The 17731-nt window shown below is 68.3% G+C and carries 15 protein-coding genes; 4 read left to right on the top strand and 11 right to left on the bottom strand.

Annotated features, from left to right (window positions below):
- Window positions 1-105: 105 nt before the first annotated feature.
- The 9 genes from ACK59X_RS29355 to ACK59X_RS29315 all read right to left on the bottom strand — a co-directional run bounded on the left by ACK59X_RS29355 (window position 106) and on the right by ACK59X_RS29315 (window position 9764).
- On the bottom strand, window positions 106-909 hold the full coding sequence (locus ACK59X_RS29355) for an SDR family oxidoreductase (protein ID WP_409962132.1): 804 nt from the start codon (window positions 907-909) through the stop codon (window positions 106-108).
- A 92-nt stretch (window positions 910-1001) separates the two neighbouring features.
- Entirely contained in the window at window positions 1002-1922 is a 921-nt protein-coding gene (locus ACK59X_RS29350; RefSeq protein WP_409962130.1) for a DMT family transporter, read from the bottom strand.
- Between the two features lie 147 nt (window positions 1923-2069).
- Window positions 2070-3374, bottom strand: a complete 1305-nt coding sequence (locus tag ACK59X_RS29345) for a DUF3422 family protein (protein ID WP_409962128.1) — start codon at window positions 3372-3374, stop codon at window positions 2070-2072.
- 127 nt (window positions 3375-3501) lie between these two features.
- A complete protein-coding gene (locus ACK59X_RS29340; RefSeq protein ID WP_409962126.1) occupies window positions 3502-5013 on the bottom strand; it encodes a tripartite tricarboxylate transporter permease in 1512 nt (503 codons plus the stop codon).
- A gap of 18 nt (window positions 5014-5031) precedes the next feature.
- On the bottom strand, window positions 5032-5520 hold the full coding sequence (locus ACK59X_RS29335; protein WP_409962124.1) for a tripartite tricarboxylate transporter TctB family protein: 489 nt from the start codon (window positions 5518-5520) through the stop codon (window positions 5032-5034).
- Window positions 5521-5650: 130 nt separating this feature from the next.
- On the bottom strand, window positions 5651-7459 hold the full coding sequence (locus tag ACK59X_RS29330) for a GspE/PulE family protein (RefSeq protein WP_409962122.1): 1809 nt from the start codon (window positions 7457-7459) through the stop codon (window positions 5651-5653).
- Between the two features lie 60 nt (window positions 7460-7519).
- A complete protein-coding gene (locus tag ACK59X_RS29325) occupies window positions 7520-8284 on the bottom strand; it encodes a spermidine synthase (protein ID WP_409962120.1) in 765 nt (254 codons plus the stop codon).
- Window positions 8285-8833: a DNA-deoxyinosine glycosylase gene (locus ACK59X_RS29320; protein ID WP_409962118.1), complete on the bottom strand. Its 549-nt coding sequence runs from the start codon at window positions 8831-8833 to the stop codon at window positions 8285-8287. It lies immediately after the preceding gene.
- Window positions 8834-8903: 70 nt separating this feature from the next.
- Window positions 8904-9764: a TatD family hydrolase gene (locus tag ACK59X_RS29315; protein ID WP_409962116.1), complete on the bottom strand. Its 861-nt coding sequence runs from the start codon at window positions 9762-9764 to the stop codon at window positions 8904-8906.
- Window positions 9765-9863: 99 nt separating this feature from the next.
- Between ACK59X_RS29315 and ACK59X_RS29310 the strand changes: the two genes are divergently transcribed.
- Genes ACK59X_RS29310 through ACK59X_RS29295 form a run of 4 tightly spaced genes read left to right on the top strand, consistent with a single transcriptional unit; the run spans window position 9864 to window position 13907 of the window.
- Window positions 9864-10811, top strand: coding sequence for a S1C family serine protease (locus ACK59X_RS29310; protein ID WP_409962114.1), 948 nt, complete (start codon window positions 9864-9866; stop codon window positions 10809-10811).
- 30 nt (window positions 10812-10841) lie between these two features.
- Window positions 10842-11858 (top strand): AAA family ATPase, encoded by a 1017-nt coding sequence (locus ACK59X_RS29305; RefSeq protein ID WP_409962112.1) that lies wholly within the window; start codon window positions 10842-10844, stop codon window positions 11856-11858.
- Entirely contained in the window at window positions 11839-12843 is a 1005-nt protein-coding gene (locus ACK59X_RS29300; RefSeq protein WP_409962110.1) for a DUF58 domain-containing protein, read from the top strand. Before ACK59X_RS29305 ends, ACK59X_RS29300 begins: the two co-directional genes overlap by 20 nt.
- A 20-nt stretch (window positions 12844-12863) precedes the next feature.
- Window positions 12864-13907, top strand: coding sequence for a VWA domain-containing protein (locus ACK59X_RS29295; protein WP_409962108.1), 1044 nt, complete (start codon window positions 12864-12866; stop codon window positions 13905-13907).
- A gap of 4 nt (window positions 13908-13911) precedes the next feature.
- On the opposite strand, the gene ACK59X_RS29290 is transcribed toward ACK59X_RS29295, so the two are convergent.
- Both ACK59X_RS29290 and lolD read right to left on the bottom strand, forming a co-directional pair.
- Window positions 13912-16815 carry a PAS domain S-box protein gene (locus tag ACK59X_RS29290; protein WP_409962106.1) on the bottom strand — a complete coding sequence of 968 codons (2904 nt, stop codon included), beginning with the start codon at window positions 16813-16815 and terminating at the stop codon, window positions 13912-13914.
- A gap of 139 nt (window positions 16816-16954) precedes the next feature.
- Window positions 16955-17683 (bottom strand): lipoprotein-releasing ABC transporter ATP-binding protein LolD, encoded by a 729-nt coding sequence (gene lolD, locus ACK59X_RS29285; protein WP_409962104.1) that lies wholly within the window; start codon window positions 17681-17683, stop codon window positions 16955-16957.
- Window positions 17684-17731: the final 48 nt, after the last annotated feature.

Here is a 17731-nt window from a genome sequence, read left to right as displayed (position 1 = left end):
AGAAAAGCGCCCCCTGCAACACCCGGCCCCCGCCTCTTTCCACCGGTCTTGAGGGACATCAAGGCGCCACGCCTGCCACGCAGGGCGGCACGGACGCCGGACCGCTCAGAACGTGCCCTGGTATGCGCCGCCGTCCGCCAGCACGTTCTGGCCGGTCATGTAACCGGCCTGCACGCTGCACAGGAAAGCGCAGATGGCGCCGAACTCCTCGGCCGTGCCATAGCGGCCAGCCGGAATCTGGGCCTGCTGCAGCCTGCGGAATTCTTCCACGCTGACGCCGGCCTTGGCCGCCCCCGAACCGATGGTGCCGGCCAACCGGTCGGTATCGAATTTGCCCGGCAGCAGGTTGTTGATGGTCACGCCGCCGGCGGCCAGCTTGCTGCGCGCGACACCGGCCACGAAGCCCGTGAGGCCGCTGCGTGCGCCGTTGGACAGGCCCAGGATGTCGATGGGCGCCTTCACCGCACTGGAGGTGATGTTGACGATGCGGCCAAAGCCGCGCTCTGCCATGCCGTCCACCGTGGCCTTGATGAGCTCGATCGGGGTGAGCATGTTGGCATCCACGGCCTTGATCCAGGCATCGCGGTCCCAGTTGCGGAAATCGCCGGGCGGCGGGCCGCCTGCATTCGTCACCACGATGTCGAAGCCCAGCCCCGGACCGCCTGGCGCTGCAAACACGGCCGCACGGCCTTCGGGGGTGGTGATGTCGGCCGCAACGGCCACCACCTGCACCTTGGCGGCGGCGCCCTGCGCCTGCAGGCGGGCAGCGGCCTGCGCCAGCACATCGGCATTGCGCGCGTTGATGACAACGTGGACGCCCTCGCTCACCAGGGCCTGGGCGCAGCCAAAGCCCAGCCCCTTGCTCGCACCACACACCAGCGCCCACTTGCCCGCGATTCCGAGATCCATATCCAACTCCGTGTCTTTGATCTGCAAGCGCACACCGCGCTTGCGCTGGCCAAATCATAAGTGGAGCCGGACAGCCTTGCCCGCAACGGGGTTCACGCCGCCGGCTTGCGGGACATGCGCGTGAAGACGAAGATCCCCGCGACCACCAGCGCGGTGCCGCAGGCCACCCACACGGTGAAGGGCTCGCCCAGGATCCACACCCCCATGAGGATGGTGGACAAGGGCCCCACCATGCCGATCTGTGCGGCCATGCCGGCACCGATGCGCTCGATGGCCATCATCACCATGAGCACCGGAACGGCCGTGCACAGCGTGGCGTTGAGCACCGACAGCCAGATCACCTCCGGCGCCACCACGGCAGCGGACAAGGGCCGCAGCACCACGAACTGCAGCAGGCAGCACAGGCAGGCCACCGTGGTGGCCAGGCCCACCAGGCGCAGCGAACCGATGCGCTGCACCATCTCGCCGCTGTAGACCAGGTAGATGGCGTAGCTCACCGCGCTCAGGAACACCAGCACGGTGCCCAGCGCCACATTGCCGCCCTGCAGGGTGACCTCGTGGCCGAAGACCAGCACCACGCCGCAATAGCTCACCAGCATGCCCAGTGCCTGCGCGCCACGGATGCCGCGGCGGTACAGGACCCAGCCGAGCATCATCACCAGCGTGGGGTTGAGGTACAGGATGAGCCGTTCCAGGCTGGCGCTGATGTAGGCCAGGCCGGCAAAGTCGAGAAAGCTCGCCAGGTAGTAGCCGGTGATGCCCAGGCCGACGATGCCCAGCCAGTCCTTGCGCGACAGCGGCGCCTTGCCCCGGCTGGCCCACCAACCCATGGCGGCGAAGATGGGCAGCGCAAAGAGCATGCGGTACATGCTGAGCGTGACTGCGTCGACGCCGTGGCGGTAGGCCAGCTTGACGATGATGGCCTTGCCGCTGAAGGCGATGGAACCGAACAGGGCCAGCAGGAGGCCGGAGGCCAGGTGCCGGCCCGGCGGTGAAGGTGGGGTGTTGGACACGGGATCTTGCGCCGATGTTTCTGGGCATGCCGGCAAGGCAGGAACGGCCGGGTGCGGGCACGAGTGTGGCATGGGAGGAAAGACCCATGCCATCGGTCCTCTGTTCCACCGCCCCCGCGATACGCGATGGCCCTTGCAAGAGGCGTCTCAGTGGCCCAGGGGCTTGTGGAAGATCCGGTGGTGCAACTTGCGCAGCGACCACCAGGCGCCCACAGCCACCAGCGGGATGGCCAGGGCCGCCGTGGTCTCGGCCGAGAGCGGCCAGCCGATCTTCTGGGCGCCCTTGGCCAGGTAGCTCACCAGGCCCACGATGTAATAGGTGATGGCCGCCACCGAAAGGCCTTCCACCGTGGACTGCATCTTGAGCTGCAGGTCCTGGCGGTGGTTCATGGTGGCCAGCAGCGCCTGGCTGCTTTGCTGCTGCTCGATCTCCACGCGCGTGCGCAGCAGGTTGCTCATGCGCGAGACGCGCTGCGACAGCGCGTCCTGGCGCCGGGCCGCCCACTCGCAGGTGCTGCGCGCGGGCGTCAGGCGCCGGTCCATGAAGTCGCGGATGGTCTGCATGCCCGCCAGGCGCGATTCGGCAACGTCTTCGATGCGCTTGTCCAGCAGCGCGAAGTAGGCGCTGCTGGCCGAAAAGCGTGAATGCGTGGCCGCGTACTGGCTCTCGACCTGTCCGGCCAGGCGCGTGAGCCGGTCGAGCAATGCGGGCTCCGTGTCCCGGTCGGCGCTGCGGATCGCCTCTGCCAGTTCGGCCAGCTCGCGCTCGGCAAAGGCCAGCACGCTGGCAGCCTCGCGCGCGGCTGGCAGCCCCAGCAGCGCGGCCATGCGGTAGGTCTCGATCTCCAGCAGGCGCTGCACCAGGCGGCCCAGGCGCCGCGGCGTCATGCCGCCGGCCAGCAGCACCATGCGCGAGAAACCATCGGCATGGATGGCGAAGTCGGTGTACACCTCGCCATGGCCATCGGCCACGGTGGAGGCGACCAGCGTGTCCTCGTGCAGCACATGCTTGACCAGCGAGCCCGAACCAAAGGTGTGGGTGGGCAGCACCCACAGGTTCAGGCTGCACAGGCACTGGCCTGGCAATGCGGCCAGCCACTCCTGGGGCACGGCCTCGGCCGCGCCCACGGGATCCCGGTCGCCGAAGGCATCGACCTGTGCCGGCACCATGAAGGTCCAGGTGACGAATTCCGTGTGCATTTCCCAGCGCATGCGAAAGGCACCCAGGTCCATGCGCAGATGGGTGGTATGGGCATCGGGCAAGGCCATGTGGTGGTTGCGCAGCAGCGCGGCCACATGGGCGCGGCTGGCCTCGCGCCCCGCAGCGTCGGCCAGCATCACGATGTGGGCGATGGCCAGCGGCGCCGCCATGGCCTCCGGCGGGCGGGCATGGATCTCGTTGTGCAGCAGGGCCCGATGCGGGTGCTGCTGGAGGCTGGTAGGGGCAGGCATGCGTGGCTTGGGGAAGGTGTTCACGCCATTGTCCACGGGGTGCCCAGGGCCCCAGGGGGTGGACTCGCCAAAAAACAACGGCGCCCGAAGGCGCCGTTGTGTTGGCTCTCGAAGCAGGCCGGGAAGATCAGTCCTCGACGAAGGCCTCTTCGCGCTTGCTCTTCACCGCAGGCAGCAGCACGATCACCAGCAGCAGGGCGGCAGCCGCCAGCAGGCCGGCCGACAGCGGACGCGTGACGAACACGCTCCAGTCGCCGCGCGACAGCAGCAGCGCACGGCGCAGGTTCTCTTCCATCATCGGGCCCAGGATGAAGCCCAGCAGCAGCGGCGCGGGTTCCGTGCCCAGCTTGTGGAAGATGTAGCCCACCAGACCGAAGATGCCGACCATCCAGATGTCGAAGGTGTTGTTGTTGGTCGAGTACACACCGACCGCGCAGAACAGCACGATGGAGGGGTACAGCCAGCGGTAAGGCACGGTGAGCAGCTTGATCCAGATGCCGATCAGCGGCAGGTTCAGGATCACCAGCATCGCATTGCCGATCCACATCGAGGCGATCAGGCCCCAGAACAGCTCGGGATTGCTGGTCATCACCTGGGGACCAGGCTGGATGTTGTGGATGGTCATGGCACCGACCATCAGCGCCATCACGGCGTTGGGAGGGATACCGAGCGTCAGCAGCGGGATGAAGGAGGTCTGCGAACCGGCGTTGTTGGCCGACTCGGGCGATGCCACACCGCGGATGTTGCCTTGGCCGAACGGAACTTCGCCGGGCTTGAGCTTGGTCTTCTTCTCGATCGTGTAGGCAGCGAAGGCCGCCAGCAGCGCGCCGCCACCGGGCAGGATACCGAGGGCAGCGCCCAGGGCCGTACCGCGCAGCACAGCGGGAACCATGCGCTTGAAGTCTTCCTTGGTGGGGAACAGGCCTTCGACCTTGGCGGTGAACACCTCACGGTCGTCATCGGGGCGCGCGAGGTTGGCGATGATTTCACCGTAACCGAACACGCCCATGGCAATGGTCACGAAGCCGATACCGTCGGTCAGTTCAGGGATGTCGAAGCTGAAGCGGGCCACGCCCGAGTTCACGTCGGTACCCACCAGGCCCATCAGCAGGCCCAGCACGATCATGGCCACGGCCTTGAGCAGCGAACCCGATGCCAGCACCACAGCACCGATCAGGCCGAGCACCATCAGCGAGAAGTATTCGGCAGGACCGAACTTGAAGGCCACTTCGGTCAGCGGGGGCGCGAAGGCCGCCAGGATCAGCGTGCCCACGCAGCCGGCAAAGAACGAACCCAGCCCGGCCGCCGCAAGCGCCGGTCCCGCTCGGCCCTTGCGCGCCATCTGGTAGCCGTCGATCACCGTCACCACCGAGGACGATTCGCCCGGCAGGTTCACCAGGATGGCGGTGGTGGAGCCGCCGTACTGGGCGCCATAGTAGATGCCGGCCAGCATGATCAGCGCAGCCACGGGAGGCAGTGCATAGGTGGCGGGCAGCAGCATGGCGATGGTGGCCACCGGACCGATGCCGGGCAGCACGCCGATCAGCGTGCCCAACAGGCAGCCGATGAAGCAGTAGATGAGGTTCTGGAACGTGAACGCTACGCCGAAGCCCAGCGACAGGTTGTTGATCAATTCCATGGTGTGGATGCTCCTGGCTTAACCGGAAATGAAACTGGGCCACACCGGGAACTGAAGCTTCAGCGCCCAGACGAATGCCACATAGCTGCCCACGGCCAGCACGGTGGCGAGGATGAACACGTCGCGCGCCTTGAACTCGTTGCCGGCCAGGCTGGCGATGAAGGTCAGTGCATAGATGCCGACGATCAGGCCCATGGCCGGAACCCCGATGCTGGGCAGGCCGCCCAGCAGGATGCCGAAGGCCAGGTTGGCGGCGAGGATGAAGAACAGCGGCTTCCAGGCCCACTTGCCGATCTTGTCGCCGTCCACCGTCTCGACCGTGGTGGCCTTGAAGGTGATCACGGCACCGATGATGGCCAGCAGGATGCCGAGCAACAGGGGGAAGTAGCCAGGGCCCATGCGGGCGCCGTTACCGACGTTGTACGTGGTGGCACCCCACGCAAACGCGACCCCGACACCCATGAACATGAGGCCGGAAAAAAAGTCTTTCTGACTTTTGATTTGCACGATTTGTCTCCTATGCGGATTTCACAACCGTGCGATTGTGCTGGCAACAGGAGGCTTGCCGGATGTGGATTCCACCTACACCCGGTAACACTCGGGACTGCGCGTTTTCCCTATGTACAGCGCATGCAAATCAGTCCATGGGAGGGGTTGCGGACATCACCTCTTCGATGGTGGTGATGCCCTCGGCCACGCGCAGTGCACCGGCCAGGCGCAGGGGCCGCATGCCATCGGAAATCGCCTGCCGGCGCAGTGCCTCCATCGACGGTGCGGTGGTGATCTTGTCCTTGAGCGCCTCGCTCACAGTAAGAAGTTCGTACAGGCCCATGCGGCCCTGGAAGCCGGTCATGCGGCAGTCCACGCAGCCCACGGCCTTGTAGGGCTGGTAGGCACCGCTGAGCTTCCATGGCTTGATGAAGGCACCCAGCGCCTCGCGGTCGGCCGACTCGTCCTTTTGCTTGCACTGCTTGCAGAAGGTGCGCACCAGGCGCTGCGCGAGCACGCCGAGCAGCGTGGCATTGATGAGGTAGGACGGAACCCCCAGCTCCATCATGCGGGTGATGGCCGAGGGCGCGTCGTTGGTGTGCAGCGTGGAGAACACCAGGTGGCCCGTGAGCGCCGCCTGGATGGCCATTTCGGCGGTTTCCAGGTCGCGGATTTCGCCGACCATGATGATGTCCGGGTCCTGGCGCATCAGCGCGCGCAGGCCTTCGGCAAAATTGAAGTCGAGCTGGGGCTGCACCTGGGTCTGGTTGAAGCTCGGTTCGATCATTTCGATCGGGTCTTCCACCGTGCTCACGTTGACCTCTTCCGTCGCCACGCGCTTGAGCGTGGAGTACAGCGTGGTGGTCTTGCCCGAGCCTGTGGGCCCGGTCACCAGGATGATGCCGTGCGGGCGCTTGACCAGCGACTCCCAGCGCGTCGCATCGTGCTGCGCGAAGCCCAGCGCGTCGAGGTCCTTGACGGTGTTGTCGGGATCGAAGATCCGCATCACCATCTTCTCGCCGAAGGCCGTGGGCAGCGTGGACAGGCGCATTTCCACTTCGTCGCCACGCTGGTTGCGGGTCTTGATGCGGCCATCCTGCGGCCGGCGCTTTTCCACCACGTCGATGCGCCCGAGCAGCTTGATGCGTGAGATCATGGCGTTGTGCACGCCCATGGGCATCTGGTAGACCGGGTGCAGCACGCCGTCGATGCGAAAGCGGATCACCCCCTGCTCGCGCCGCGGCTCCAGGTGGATGTCGCTCGCACGCTGGTCGAAGGCGTATTGCCATAGCCAGTCCACCACCTTGACCACGCCCTGGTCATTGGCGTCGAGCTGCTTGTTGCTGCGCCCCAGCTCCACCAACTGCTCGAAACTGCTGCCACCCGATGCGCCGCCTGCCTTCTGCGCGGCGCGCACGGATTTGGCCAGCGCGAAGAACTCCGCCGTGAAGCGGTGGATGTCCTGCGGGTTGGCGACCACGCGGCGCACCGTGCGGCGCGCCTGGCGCTCGACCTCGGCCACCCAGTCGTCGACAAAGGGTTCGGCCGTGGCCACCACCACCTCCTTGGGCGTCACCTGCACCGGCAGCACCTTGTGGCGCTCGGCATAGGTGGCGCTCATGGTGTCGGCCACGCGGCCTACATCGACCTTGAGGGGGTCGATGCGCATGTAGGGCAGGCCGCTGCGCTTGGCCAGGTACTCGGTGAGCAGCTCGATGTCCAGCGGCTTGCCGTCGGAGGCACGCGTCATGGCCACGGCCGCCAGCCGCACCAGGGCCGGCTGCGAGCTCTCGGCCTGCGAGCAGCGGGCAATGGTGCGCTGCGCCTCCTCCTGGGAGATCACGCCATCGGCGCTCAGCCACTCGACCAGGCGGCGCCAGTCCACGGGGCCGATGTGGTTGGCCGGTTTGATCGTTGCCTTGGCAGCGGGGACGGGCGGGGTGAGGGTGGTGCTCATGTCTGCGGGCCTCTCAGAGGGGATGGACGGGGCAGGACGGATGGGTGGGATGCGGCAGGTTCAGGCCGCCACCGGCTTGAAGGCCCGCAGCCACTTGGTGGTGGGCAGGTCCCAGCGGGCCTGGATGGCCTCGGCCCGGGCCGCCAGTTCGGCGCGCTTGGGGCGCGTGGGCGTGCGCTGGGCCAGCACCACGGTATTGCCTTCGCGCGTGGGCTTGAAGGCCCACAGGGCGTCTTCGCCAAAGGCGCTGGCCATGCTTTTGAGGCTCTTCTCGTAGCTTGACGAACGGCCGAACAGGTTCACGGTCATGCTGCCGTCCTCGGACAGCAGGGCCCGGCAGTCGGCATAGAAGTCGGGACTGTCGAGCACGGGCGCCGCGGCGTCGTGGTCGTACAGGTCCACTGCGAGCGCATCGACGGTGCCCAGCCACATCGGGTTTCGGATCTCCTGCGCCGCATCGGCCAGCACCACACGCAGCTTGGGGCCGTCGGGCGGCAGCTTGAACCACTGGCGGCACACGGCCACCACCTGCGGGTTGAGTTCGATGGCCGTGGCGCACAGGCGCAGCTTCTTGTGGCAGAACTTGGTGATGGCGCCCGCGCCCAGGCCCAACTGCATGGCGTGGCGCTTGCTGACCGAAGCGGGCTCGACGAAGAGCAGCCAGGCCATCATGCGCTGCACGTATTCCAGTTCCAGCGCGAAGGGCTCGTCCACCCGCATGGAGCCCTGGATCCAGGGCGTGCCCAGGTGCAGGTGGCGCACTTCGCCATCGTCGGAGACGCTGACTTCGGGCAGTTCGGCGGTGCTGTTCTTCTTGCGGGTCATTCAGGTCAGTCGGTAGCGGGCCATCAGTTCGGCCCACGCGTTCAGTTTGCGCTCAAAACTCCACGAGGCGTTGGCCGGACTGGTGGAGGGAAGTTTGTGCACCGGCACGCCCAGGGCCGCGGTGCGCGCCGCGTGCTTGTAGCTTTCGCCCCCATTGTGGGCGATGGCGGCCAGGCGCGGCGCCACGGTGCGCAGCGACGCGAAGTCGTTCACCACGGCATGGCGAATGTCGGCGTCCAGGCTGCCTTCGCGCTCGCAGCTGGCGTACACATCCCACAACCCCAGTCCGCGCTCGAGCAGCCATTCGCAACGCTCGGCATAGCTGGCGGGCCCGGCAGACCCCGGCAGAGGATGCTGCGGCCAGAGGGCCTGCAGGATGCGCCAGAAGTGGTTCTGCGGGTGCCCATAGTACTGCTGCGCACGCAGCGAGGCCGCGCCGGGAAAGCTGCCCAGCACCAGCACGACGGTACTGGCGGACACCACGGCGGGCAGTCCGGCCAGGCGGGCGGCGGGGGCGTCCAGTGGCGAGGCAGGGGCGGTCGAGGGCATGGGGCAAGGGGGTTCGGGACCGGATCGCCCGGTTACTATCAAATATATAGCTAAAACCCGAGAGCGAACGTCAGGAATCGGTAAAAGACCGTGACGGAGCCGGCCCGCTCTGCAGCAAGGGCGCCAGCCGCGGCAGGGCTGCCAGCGCATTGGCGGTAGAGGCCTCGGCCAGCGCCTGCGCGGGCATGCCGCGCAGTTCCGCCACCACCGCGCCGATGCGCGGCAGCTCGCCCGGGGTGTTGCGCCCCTGGGGCCGGCCCGCCTCGCGCTCGGCGGCGGTGGTGTAGAGCCAGTGCGGCGGGATGTCCGGGGAGTCGGTCTCCATCACCAGGCAATCGAGCGGCAGCTCGGTGGCCAGGCGGCGCAGTTGCAGGGCCCGGTCGTAGGTGACCGCCCCGCCGAAGCCGAGCTTGAAGCCCAGGTCCAAGAAGGCCTGGGCCTGCTGCGCGCTGCCATTGAAGGCATGGGCGATGCCCGACAGGCCCCGAACCTCGCGCAAGCCCTTGAGCAGCCTGTCGGCCGAACGGCGCACGTGCAGGACCACCGGCAGCCCGAAGCGCCGCGCCAGCTTGAGCTGCCCGCGGTAGAAATGCTCCTGCCGCTCCGGGTCGAGGCCGTCCACGAAGTAATCCAGGCCGATCTCCCCGACGGCGACGAGGCGCGGATCGCCCTGGCGCTCTTCGAGCTCCCGGGCCAGCCATTCCAGGTCGTCGTCCGCCGCCGTGCGGGTGCACAGGGGGTGGATTCCCAGGGCATAGCTGTCCCCATGCTGGTGCGCGAGTGTGCGCACAGCGTCCCAGTTGGCGCGCTCTACCGCAGGCAGCACGCAGTGCGCCACGCCGGCCTCACGGGCCTGGTTGCGCACGGTGTCCACGTCGCTCGCCAGTTCGGGCGCATCGAGGTGGCAGTGGGTGTCTATCCAGAAGCTCATGCAACATGATGCACGATGAAGCCCCCGATGTGCACAAGGGCGCGATCCGTGCTACTGTGAAACCATGCACCGCGCCAAGGTGTACCGGAAGGTGACAGGATGCCCAGACCCACTGTCTACAGCAGCTCCCGCCCCGCCCGCCGCCCTGCCGGGGCCGCGGCCACGAGCAGCGCTGTGCCCTCGGAACCGGCCCGCCCGGCGGAGTCCGTGGCTGCGCCAGCCCCCAGCCAGCCCGCCGGCAGGCCCCAGGCGGTGGTTCTCTCGCGCCGCAACCTCTATGCCCTGTGGGCGGCCCTGCTGCTGCTGGCCTCCCTGCTGGTCGCCAGCGTGTGGCTGAACCAGCGCAGCGTGCCCCGCAAGCTCACCCAGGAAGACATCGACCAGGCGGTGCTGCGCACGCTGGAAACCACCACCCTGCCCTCGGCGGCGGCACGCGCCGTGGAAACCATCGCGCCCTCGGTGGTGCGCGTGGTCGGCTTCGGGCGCAGCAAGAGCGGCAAGGAGGAGGTGGAGCGCGGCGTGGGCACGGGCGTGGTGATCGTCGACAAGGGCGTCATCCTCACCAACCTGCATGTGGTGCAGGGGGCCGACCGCATCCAGTTGACCTTCCACGACGGGCTGCAGACCACGGCCACCATCACCGGCGTGCAGCCCGAGAACGACCTGGCCGTGCTGCAGGCGCACAAGGTGCCCGACGATCTGGAGGCCGCCTCCCTGCGCTCCACGAATGACCTGCGCCCCGGTGACCAGGTCGCCGTGGTGGGCTTTCCCTTCGGCATCGGGCCTTCGGCTTCGGCCGGCGTCATTTCCGGGCTGGGGCGCCAGTTCACCTCGCCCGAGGGCAAGCGCGAGCTCGGTAACCTGATCCAGTTCGACGCCGCGGCCAACCCCGGCAACTCGGGCGGCCCCCTGGTCACCATGGACGGCGAGGTGATCGGCATCGTCACCGCCATCCTGAATCCCACGCCGGCACGCACCTTCATCGGCATCGGTTTTGCCGTGCCCATCGCGAACGAGGCCTCGGCCGTGGGCATGTCGCCTTTCTGACCTGAACCTTCACCCCTCGCAAGGAGCCCCATGGAACCGACCCCGCTGCCTTCCGCATCGAACGCCGCCACCGCCACCTTGATGGAGCAGGTGCTCTACGAAGTCAAGCGCGTCGTGGTGGGGCAGGACCGCTTCCTGGAACGCGTGATGGTGGCCATGCTGGCCCAGGGCCACCTGCTGGTCGAGGGCGTGCCCGGCCTGGCCAAGACGCTCACGGTGAAGACCCTGGCCAGCACCATCCAGGGCAGCTTCAAGCGCATCCAGTTCACGCCCGACCTGGTGCCCGCCGACCTGGTGGGCACGCGCATGTACAACCAGAAGACCGGCGAGTTCAGCACCTCGCTGGGCCCGGTGTTCACTCACCTGCTGCTGGCCGACGAAATCAACCGCGCGCCCGCCAAGGTGCAGAGCGCCCTGCTCGAGGTGATGCAGGAGCGCCAGGTGACGATTGCTGGCGAGACGCACAAGGTGCCCTCGCCCTTCCTGGTGATGGCCACGCAGAACCCGATCGAGACCGAGGGCACCTATGCGCTACCCGAAGCCCAGGTGGACCGTTTCATGATGAAGGTGCTGATCGACTACCCGACCGAGGAAGAGGAATTCGTGATCGCCCAGCGCGCGCTGGACAAGCCCGTGCAGGTGCTGCCCGTGGCCACCACGGCCCAGCTGGCCGCACTGCAGGCCGAGTGCCGTGAGGTCTATGTCGACCCCTCGCTGCTGCAGTACGCCGTGAAGCTGGTGGCCGCCACGCGCGCCCCGGCACGCCACGACCTCAAGGACCTGGCCCCCTTCATTGCCTGTGGTGCCAGCCCGCGCGCCACCATCTGCCTGGCCGAAGGCGCCCAGGCCCTGGCCATGCTGCGCGGGCGCAGCTACGTGCTGCCCGAGGACATGACCGACCTGGCGGCAGACGTCTTGCGCCACCGGCTGTCGCTGTCGTACGAAGCGCTCTCCGAGGGCCTGGACGCCGATGCGCTGATCGCCCGCATCATGGCCAAGGTGCCTGCCCCTGCCAAACCTTTGCACCATGAGCCCAAAGCCGCCTGACACCGGGGCCGCGCCCGTGCGCCCGCTCCCCACCCTGCCCGGCCAGGCTGACCGCCTGCTGCGCCAGCTGGAGTGGAGCGTGATCCGCCGGCTCGACGGGCTGCTGCAGGGCGACTACCGCACGCTGATGCGCGGGGCCGGCCTGGACTTGGCCGACCTGCGTGAATACCAGCCGCACGACGACGTGCGCCACATCGACTGGAACGTCACGGCGCGCCTGAACATGCCCCATGTGCGCGTGTTCACGGAAGACCGCGAGATGTCGGCCTGGTTCCTTCTGGACCTGAGTCCTTCGGTCAACTTCGGCCCCCAGGGCAATGCCAAACGCGACATCCTGACCGGCTTCGTGGCCGTGCTCTCGCGCCTGCTCACACGCCACGGCAACCGCGTAGGCGCCATGCTCTACGGTGCCGGTGGCGCACCCTCGCGCGCGGTCGATACGGTGCTGCCCCCGCGCAGCAGCCGCGCCCATGTGCTGCACCTGGTGCACCAGTTGCTCCAGCCCGCGCCCAAGCTGCAATCGGGCAGCACCGAGCTGCACCTGCTGCTGCAGGGCGCGCTGGGCACCTTGCGCCGGCGCTCGACGGTGTTCGTGGTGTCCGACTTCATCAGTGCCCCCGGCTGGGAAAAGCCGCTGGCCCAGCTGGCGCGCCGCCACGACGTGGTGAGCGTGCGCCTGCTCGACCCGCTGGAGCTGGAGTTGCCCGACGTGGGCATGGTCACGCTGCGCGACGCCGAAAGCGGCGAACAGCTGCAGGTGGACACGCACGACAGCGGCTTTCGCCACCGCTTTGCGCGCCTGGCGGCCCAGCGCGAGGCCGTGCTGCGCGAGGGCCTGGCCAAGGCGGGCGCGGACACGCTGGAGCTGCGCACCGACGATGACCTGGTGGATGCCCTGCTGCGCTTCATGGACCTGCGCCAGCGCCGCGTGCGGCCCGCCACGCACCCCTCGTTCCAATGGACGGCCGCGCAGGCCGCCGCCTGACAACCACAGGACACGCCACCATGGTCTTTCTCTGGCCCTCCCTGCTCTGGCTGCTGCTGGCCGTGCCGCTGCTGGTACTGCTGTACTGGTGGCTGCTGCACCGGCGCAAGAAAACCGCGCTGAGCTATTCCAGCCTGTCGCTGGTGCGCGAGGCCATGGGCCCGGCGCAGCACCTGCGCCGGCACATTCCGCCCTTTCTTTTCCTGCTGGCGCTGGTGGCCCTGCTGCTGGCCGCGGCCCGGCCGCTGGCGGTGATCACCCTGCCCTCGCAGGACCAGACCATCATGCTGGCCATGGACGTCTCGGGCAGCATGCGCGCCACCGACGTGCAGCCCGACCGCATCACCGCCGCGCAGGACGCGGCCAAGGCCTTCATCGCAGAGCTGCCGCGCCATGTGCGCGTGGGCATCGTGGCCTTTGCCGGCAGCGCCCAGCTGGCGCAGCTGCCCACGCAGAGCCGCGAAGACCTGGTCAAGGCCATCGACAGCTTCCAGCTGCAGCGCGGCACGGCCACGGGCAACGGCATCATGCTGTCGCTGGCCACCCTCTTCCCCGATGCCGGCATCGACATCTCGGCCCTGGGCGGGCGCCAGGCCATGAAGCCGAAACCACTGGAAGACCTCAACAAGCAGGACCCCGCCAAGCCCTTCACGCCCGTGGCACCGGGCTCCTACAACTCGGCCGCCATCATCATGCTGACCGACGGGCAGCGCACCACCGGGGTGGACCCGCTCGAAGCCGCCAAATGGGCCGCCGAGCGCGGTGTGCGCGTGTACACCGTGGGCGTGGGCACGCTGCAGGGCGAGACCATCGGCTTCGAAGGCTGGTCCATGCGCGTGCGGCTCGACGAAGAGACCCTGAAGGCCGTGGCCACCCGCACCGCGGCTGAATACTTCCACGCCGCCACGGCGGCGGACCTCAAGAAGGTCTACGAGACCCTGAGCTCGCGCCTCACGGTGGAGAAAAAGGAAACCGAGATCTCGGCCCTGTTCGCGCTGGTCGGCGCCGCCCTGGCGCTCCTGGCGGCAGGCCTGTCGGTCTGGTGGTACGGGCGGGTGATGTAGGGCATCAGCCGCCCTGGAACTGCCCCCGGCCGGACCGCTTGGCCAGGTAGAGCTTTTCATCGGCGCGGGCCATGAGGTCGGCCCAGCCCCTGGCCGCGTCCGTGCCCAGCGCCAGCCCCGCGCTGGCCCCCACCGACAGCCGCAAATTGCCGATCTCGAACGGCGTGTGCGCCGCCTCCAGGATCTTGTGGGCCACGGCCTCGGCATGGGCCGGCTCGCGCACGCCGGCCAGCACCACGGCAAATTCATCGCCGCCCAGCCGCGCCACCGCATCGCTGGGCCGCACCAGGGCCAGCAGGCGCTGCGCGAAGGCCTGCAGCAGCAGGTCCCCCACAGGATGGCCGTGCGCGTCGTTCACCGGCTTGAAGTGGTCCAGGTCGATGTACAGCAGGGCCAGCAGCGGCCCCTCCACCGCCAGGTCCTTCTGGCCCACATAGGCCTGCAGTCCGGCCCGGTTGAGCAGGCCGGTGAGGGGATCGTGCTGCGCCAGTTCCAGCAGCCGCCCGGCTTCCTGGTGGTAGCTGGTGACGTCCTGCGCCATGGAGACGAAGCCATCGACCGCCCCCGGCTCGGACCACAGCGGAATGAAGTGGATGGTGACATGGCTGGCCGGCACGCGCTGGGGATGGTCCTGGTCGAAGGTCAGGGTCTCGCCCCCCAGCACCTTCTGCACCATGGGCCGGGTGCGCGCGTACTCCGCCGCCCCCAGGAAATCCTCCATGCTGTGGCCCAGGATCTGCTCGCGCGGCACGCGGTGCCAGCGCTCGAAGGCGCTGTTGACGAACTGGTAGCGCTCGTCCGGCCCGACCACCGCGACCAGCGAGGGCAGGGCCTCGGTGATGGAACGCAGGGTGGCCGTCTGTTTGAGCAGGGCGGCGCGCGCCTGCGCAGCTTCAGAAATGTCACGCATGATGGCCGAAAAGTGCTGGATGCGCCCCTCCCCATCGCGGTGCGCAATCACCATGTGGCTCACCGGCACCACGCGTTGCCCGGCCGCATACACCGTGGTCTCGCCCACCCACATGCCGCCGGCCCTGACAGCCGGCAAAATGGCCTCCCCATACAGCACATTGGTCTCGGGGGTGTTGAATTCCGTGAACATGTGGGTGCCCACATCCTCGTCGGGGGAGAAACCGAGGGCCCGCCGCGCCGCGGGGTTCATGTAGGTGACTCTGCCCTTGAGGTCGGTCTGCACCACGAAATCGGAGGTGTGCTCCAGGATGGCCGTGAGCACGCGCAGGCCGCGCTCGGCCGCCGCGCGCTGGGTGATGTCGACACCCGTGGAAAAGAAGCCCCGCACCTGGCCATCGTCGGAGATGTCGGGCACCAGCTGGCTCTCGATGCGGTGCGCGACACCATCGCGCACTTCGTCGCGCTCGTAGCTCTGCACGGTGCCCGCCAGCACCCGCTGGACCCGCTGCACCGACTCGGGCGACGCGGGTTCCCCGAGCAGTTCTTCGCGCGTGCGGCCGATCACCTCTTCCCGGCTCACGCCAAAGCGCTGGCACTGGGCCAGGTTGGCAAAGCGAAAGCGCAGCTCCCGGTCCACGTAGGCGATGCGGATCGGCAGACCGTCGGTGACCAGGCGCACGAAGCGCTCGCTGTTGGCCAGTTGCTGCGCCATCCGCCGGCGTTCGGTCACGTCCTGGAAGGCACCGAACAGGCGCACCACGGCGCCCCCTTCGTATTCGGCCTCGCCGACCGCGCGCACCCAGATGCGCTGCCCGGCGGCGGTCACCAGGGGCACCTCCAGGTCCCACGAGGCGCCCGTCATGGTGGCCTGGCGCACGGCGGCCGACATGGCACGCTGCGCATCGGGCGTGTAGAAATCGAGGGCGTTGTCCAGCGTGGGCGTAAAGTCCGCGGGCACCTCATGGATGCGCCGCGTCTCGGCCGACCAGGAAACGCGGCGGCTGCGCAGGTCCAGTTCCCAGCCACCCACCCGCGCCACGCGGCCAGTGCGCTCCAGCAATTGCTGGCTGGCCAGCAGCGCCCGTTCCGCCGCCTTCTGGGCCGTGATGTCACGCCCCACCGAGTGCAGGTAGGGCCGTTGCTCGCTGTCGCGCAGAAAGCTGTTGGTCCAGGCCATCCAGCGCTCCGAGCCATCGGCGCTGACCATGCGGTTCTCGCCCTGGGTCGTGCCCTCGGTGCGGAAGACCTCGGCAATGCGCGAGCGCACCGCCTCGCGGTCGGCCGCATCGACGTACGAAAACAGGTCCTTGCCCACCATGTCGCCGGGCTGCAGCCCGAAGTGGCGCGCATAGGCCGGGTTGACGTAGAACACCTCGCCCTGCGGCCAGGCCAGCGACATCATCTCGGTCTGCGCCTCGACCATGGTGCGGTAGCGCATCTCGCTTTCGGACAGGGCTTTTTCGTACTCCTGGCGCACCGAGAACGCGCGCGCGATCAGGTCGCGGCGCATGTCCAGCGCCTGCGACACCATGGTCGACAGCGAGTGCAGCGTGGCCCGCTGCTGCTCGGTGAGTTCGCGCGCCCGGCGGTCGATGACGCACAGGGTGCCCACACGGTCGCCATCGCCACTGGCGTGCAGGGGGGCGCCAGCGTAAAAGCGGATGTCGGGAGCACCCGTGACCAGGGGATTGCGCGCAAAGCGCGCGTCCTGCGTGGCGTCATGCACCTCCATGAGCTCGTCCGAGAGGATCGCATGGGAGCAGAAGGCCACGTCGCGCGGCGTTTCGTTGACACCGGGCAGGCCGACACTCGCCTTGAACCACTGGCGCTCGGCATCGACCAGGCTGATGAGCGCGATCGGCACGCCGCAGACCTCGGCGGCCATGCGGGCGATCGAGTCGAACAGCGGCTCGGCGGGGGAGTCCAGCACCATGAGGGCGCGCAGAGCCTCCAGCCTGCGCACTTCATCGGAGGGGATGGATGCCGGAACCGTCATCGCGCGAATCTCCAGAAGCCAACTGCGAGCATCTTAAAACGGGTTCATGCCCATCCGAACCATCCCGTGCCACCGCAGCGTGCCGCGATGGTAACCAGCAGTTCCCGCACAACCGGCCACCGGCGGGCGGGCCGGCTGCTCAGCCGAGCTTGCCCAGCACCAGGTGCACCACCCGGTCGCAGCGCGCGGCCAGCGACTCGTCGTGCGTGACCATCACGAAGGCCGTGCCCTGTTCGCGCGCCAACTGCAGCATGAGCGCGAAGACGCCGTCGGCCGTGGTGCGGTCCAGGTTGCCCGTGGGCTCGTCGGCCAGCACGCAGGCCGGGCGCGTGACCAGGGCGCGGGCAATGGCCACGCGCTGGCGCTCGCCGCCCGACAGCTCGGCGGGGCGGTGGTGCAGGCGCTCCTTGAGGCCCACCGAAGTGAGCACGCGCGCGGCCTCCTCATGGCACTGCGCCTGCGGCATGCGGCGGATGCGCAGCGGCATGGCCACGTTGTCCAGCGCCGTGAACTCTGGCAGCAGATGGTGGAACTGGTAGATGAAGCCCAGGTGCTCGTTGCGTAGCCGGCCCTGCTCCACCGGAGACAGCGACGACAGCTGGTGGCCCTTGAGGCGCACACTGCCGGACGTGGGGGCATCCAGCCCGCCCAGCAGGTGCAGCAGGGTGCTCTTGCCCGAGCCCGAAGCGCCGACGATGGCCAGGGTCTCGCCCGCATGCACCTGCAGGTCCACGCCATGCAGCACGGTCACGTCCAGCCGGCCTTCGGTGAAGCGCTGCGTCCGGCCCTGGGCCTGCAGCACCCCCAGGCCACGCGAGGGCGGGGCGGCCGGCAGGGGCAAGGAGGATTGAACGTTGGACTTATTCATAGCGCCGCGCGTCTGCTGGGTTCACGCGGCTGGCGCGCCAGCTCGGGT

The organism is Acidovorax sp., assembly GCF_046339755.1.
Lineage (GTDB): Bacteria > Pseudomonadota > Gammaproteobacteria > Burkholderiales > Burkholderiaceae_C > Acidovorax.
Note: the sequence above shows the minus strand (reverse complement) of the source record. Positions and strands in the feature narration are given on the sequence as shown.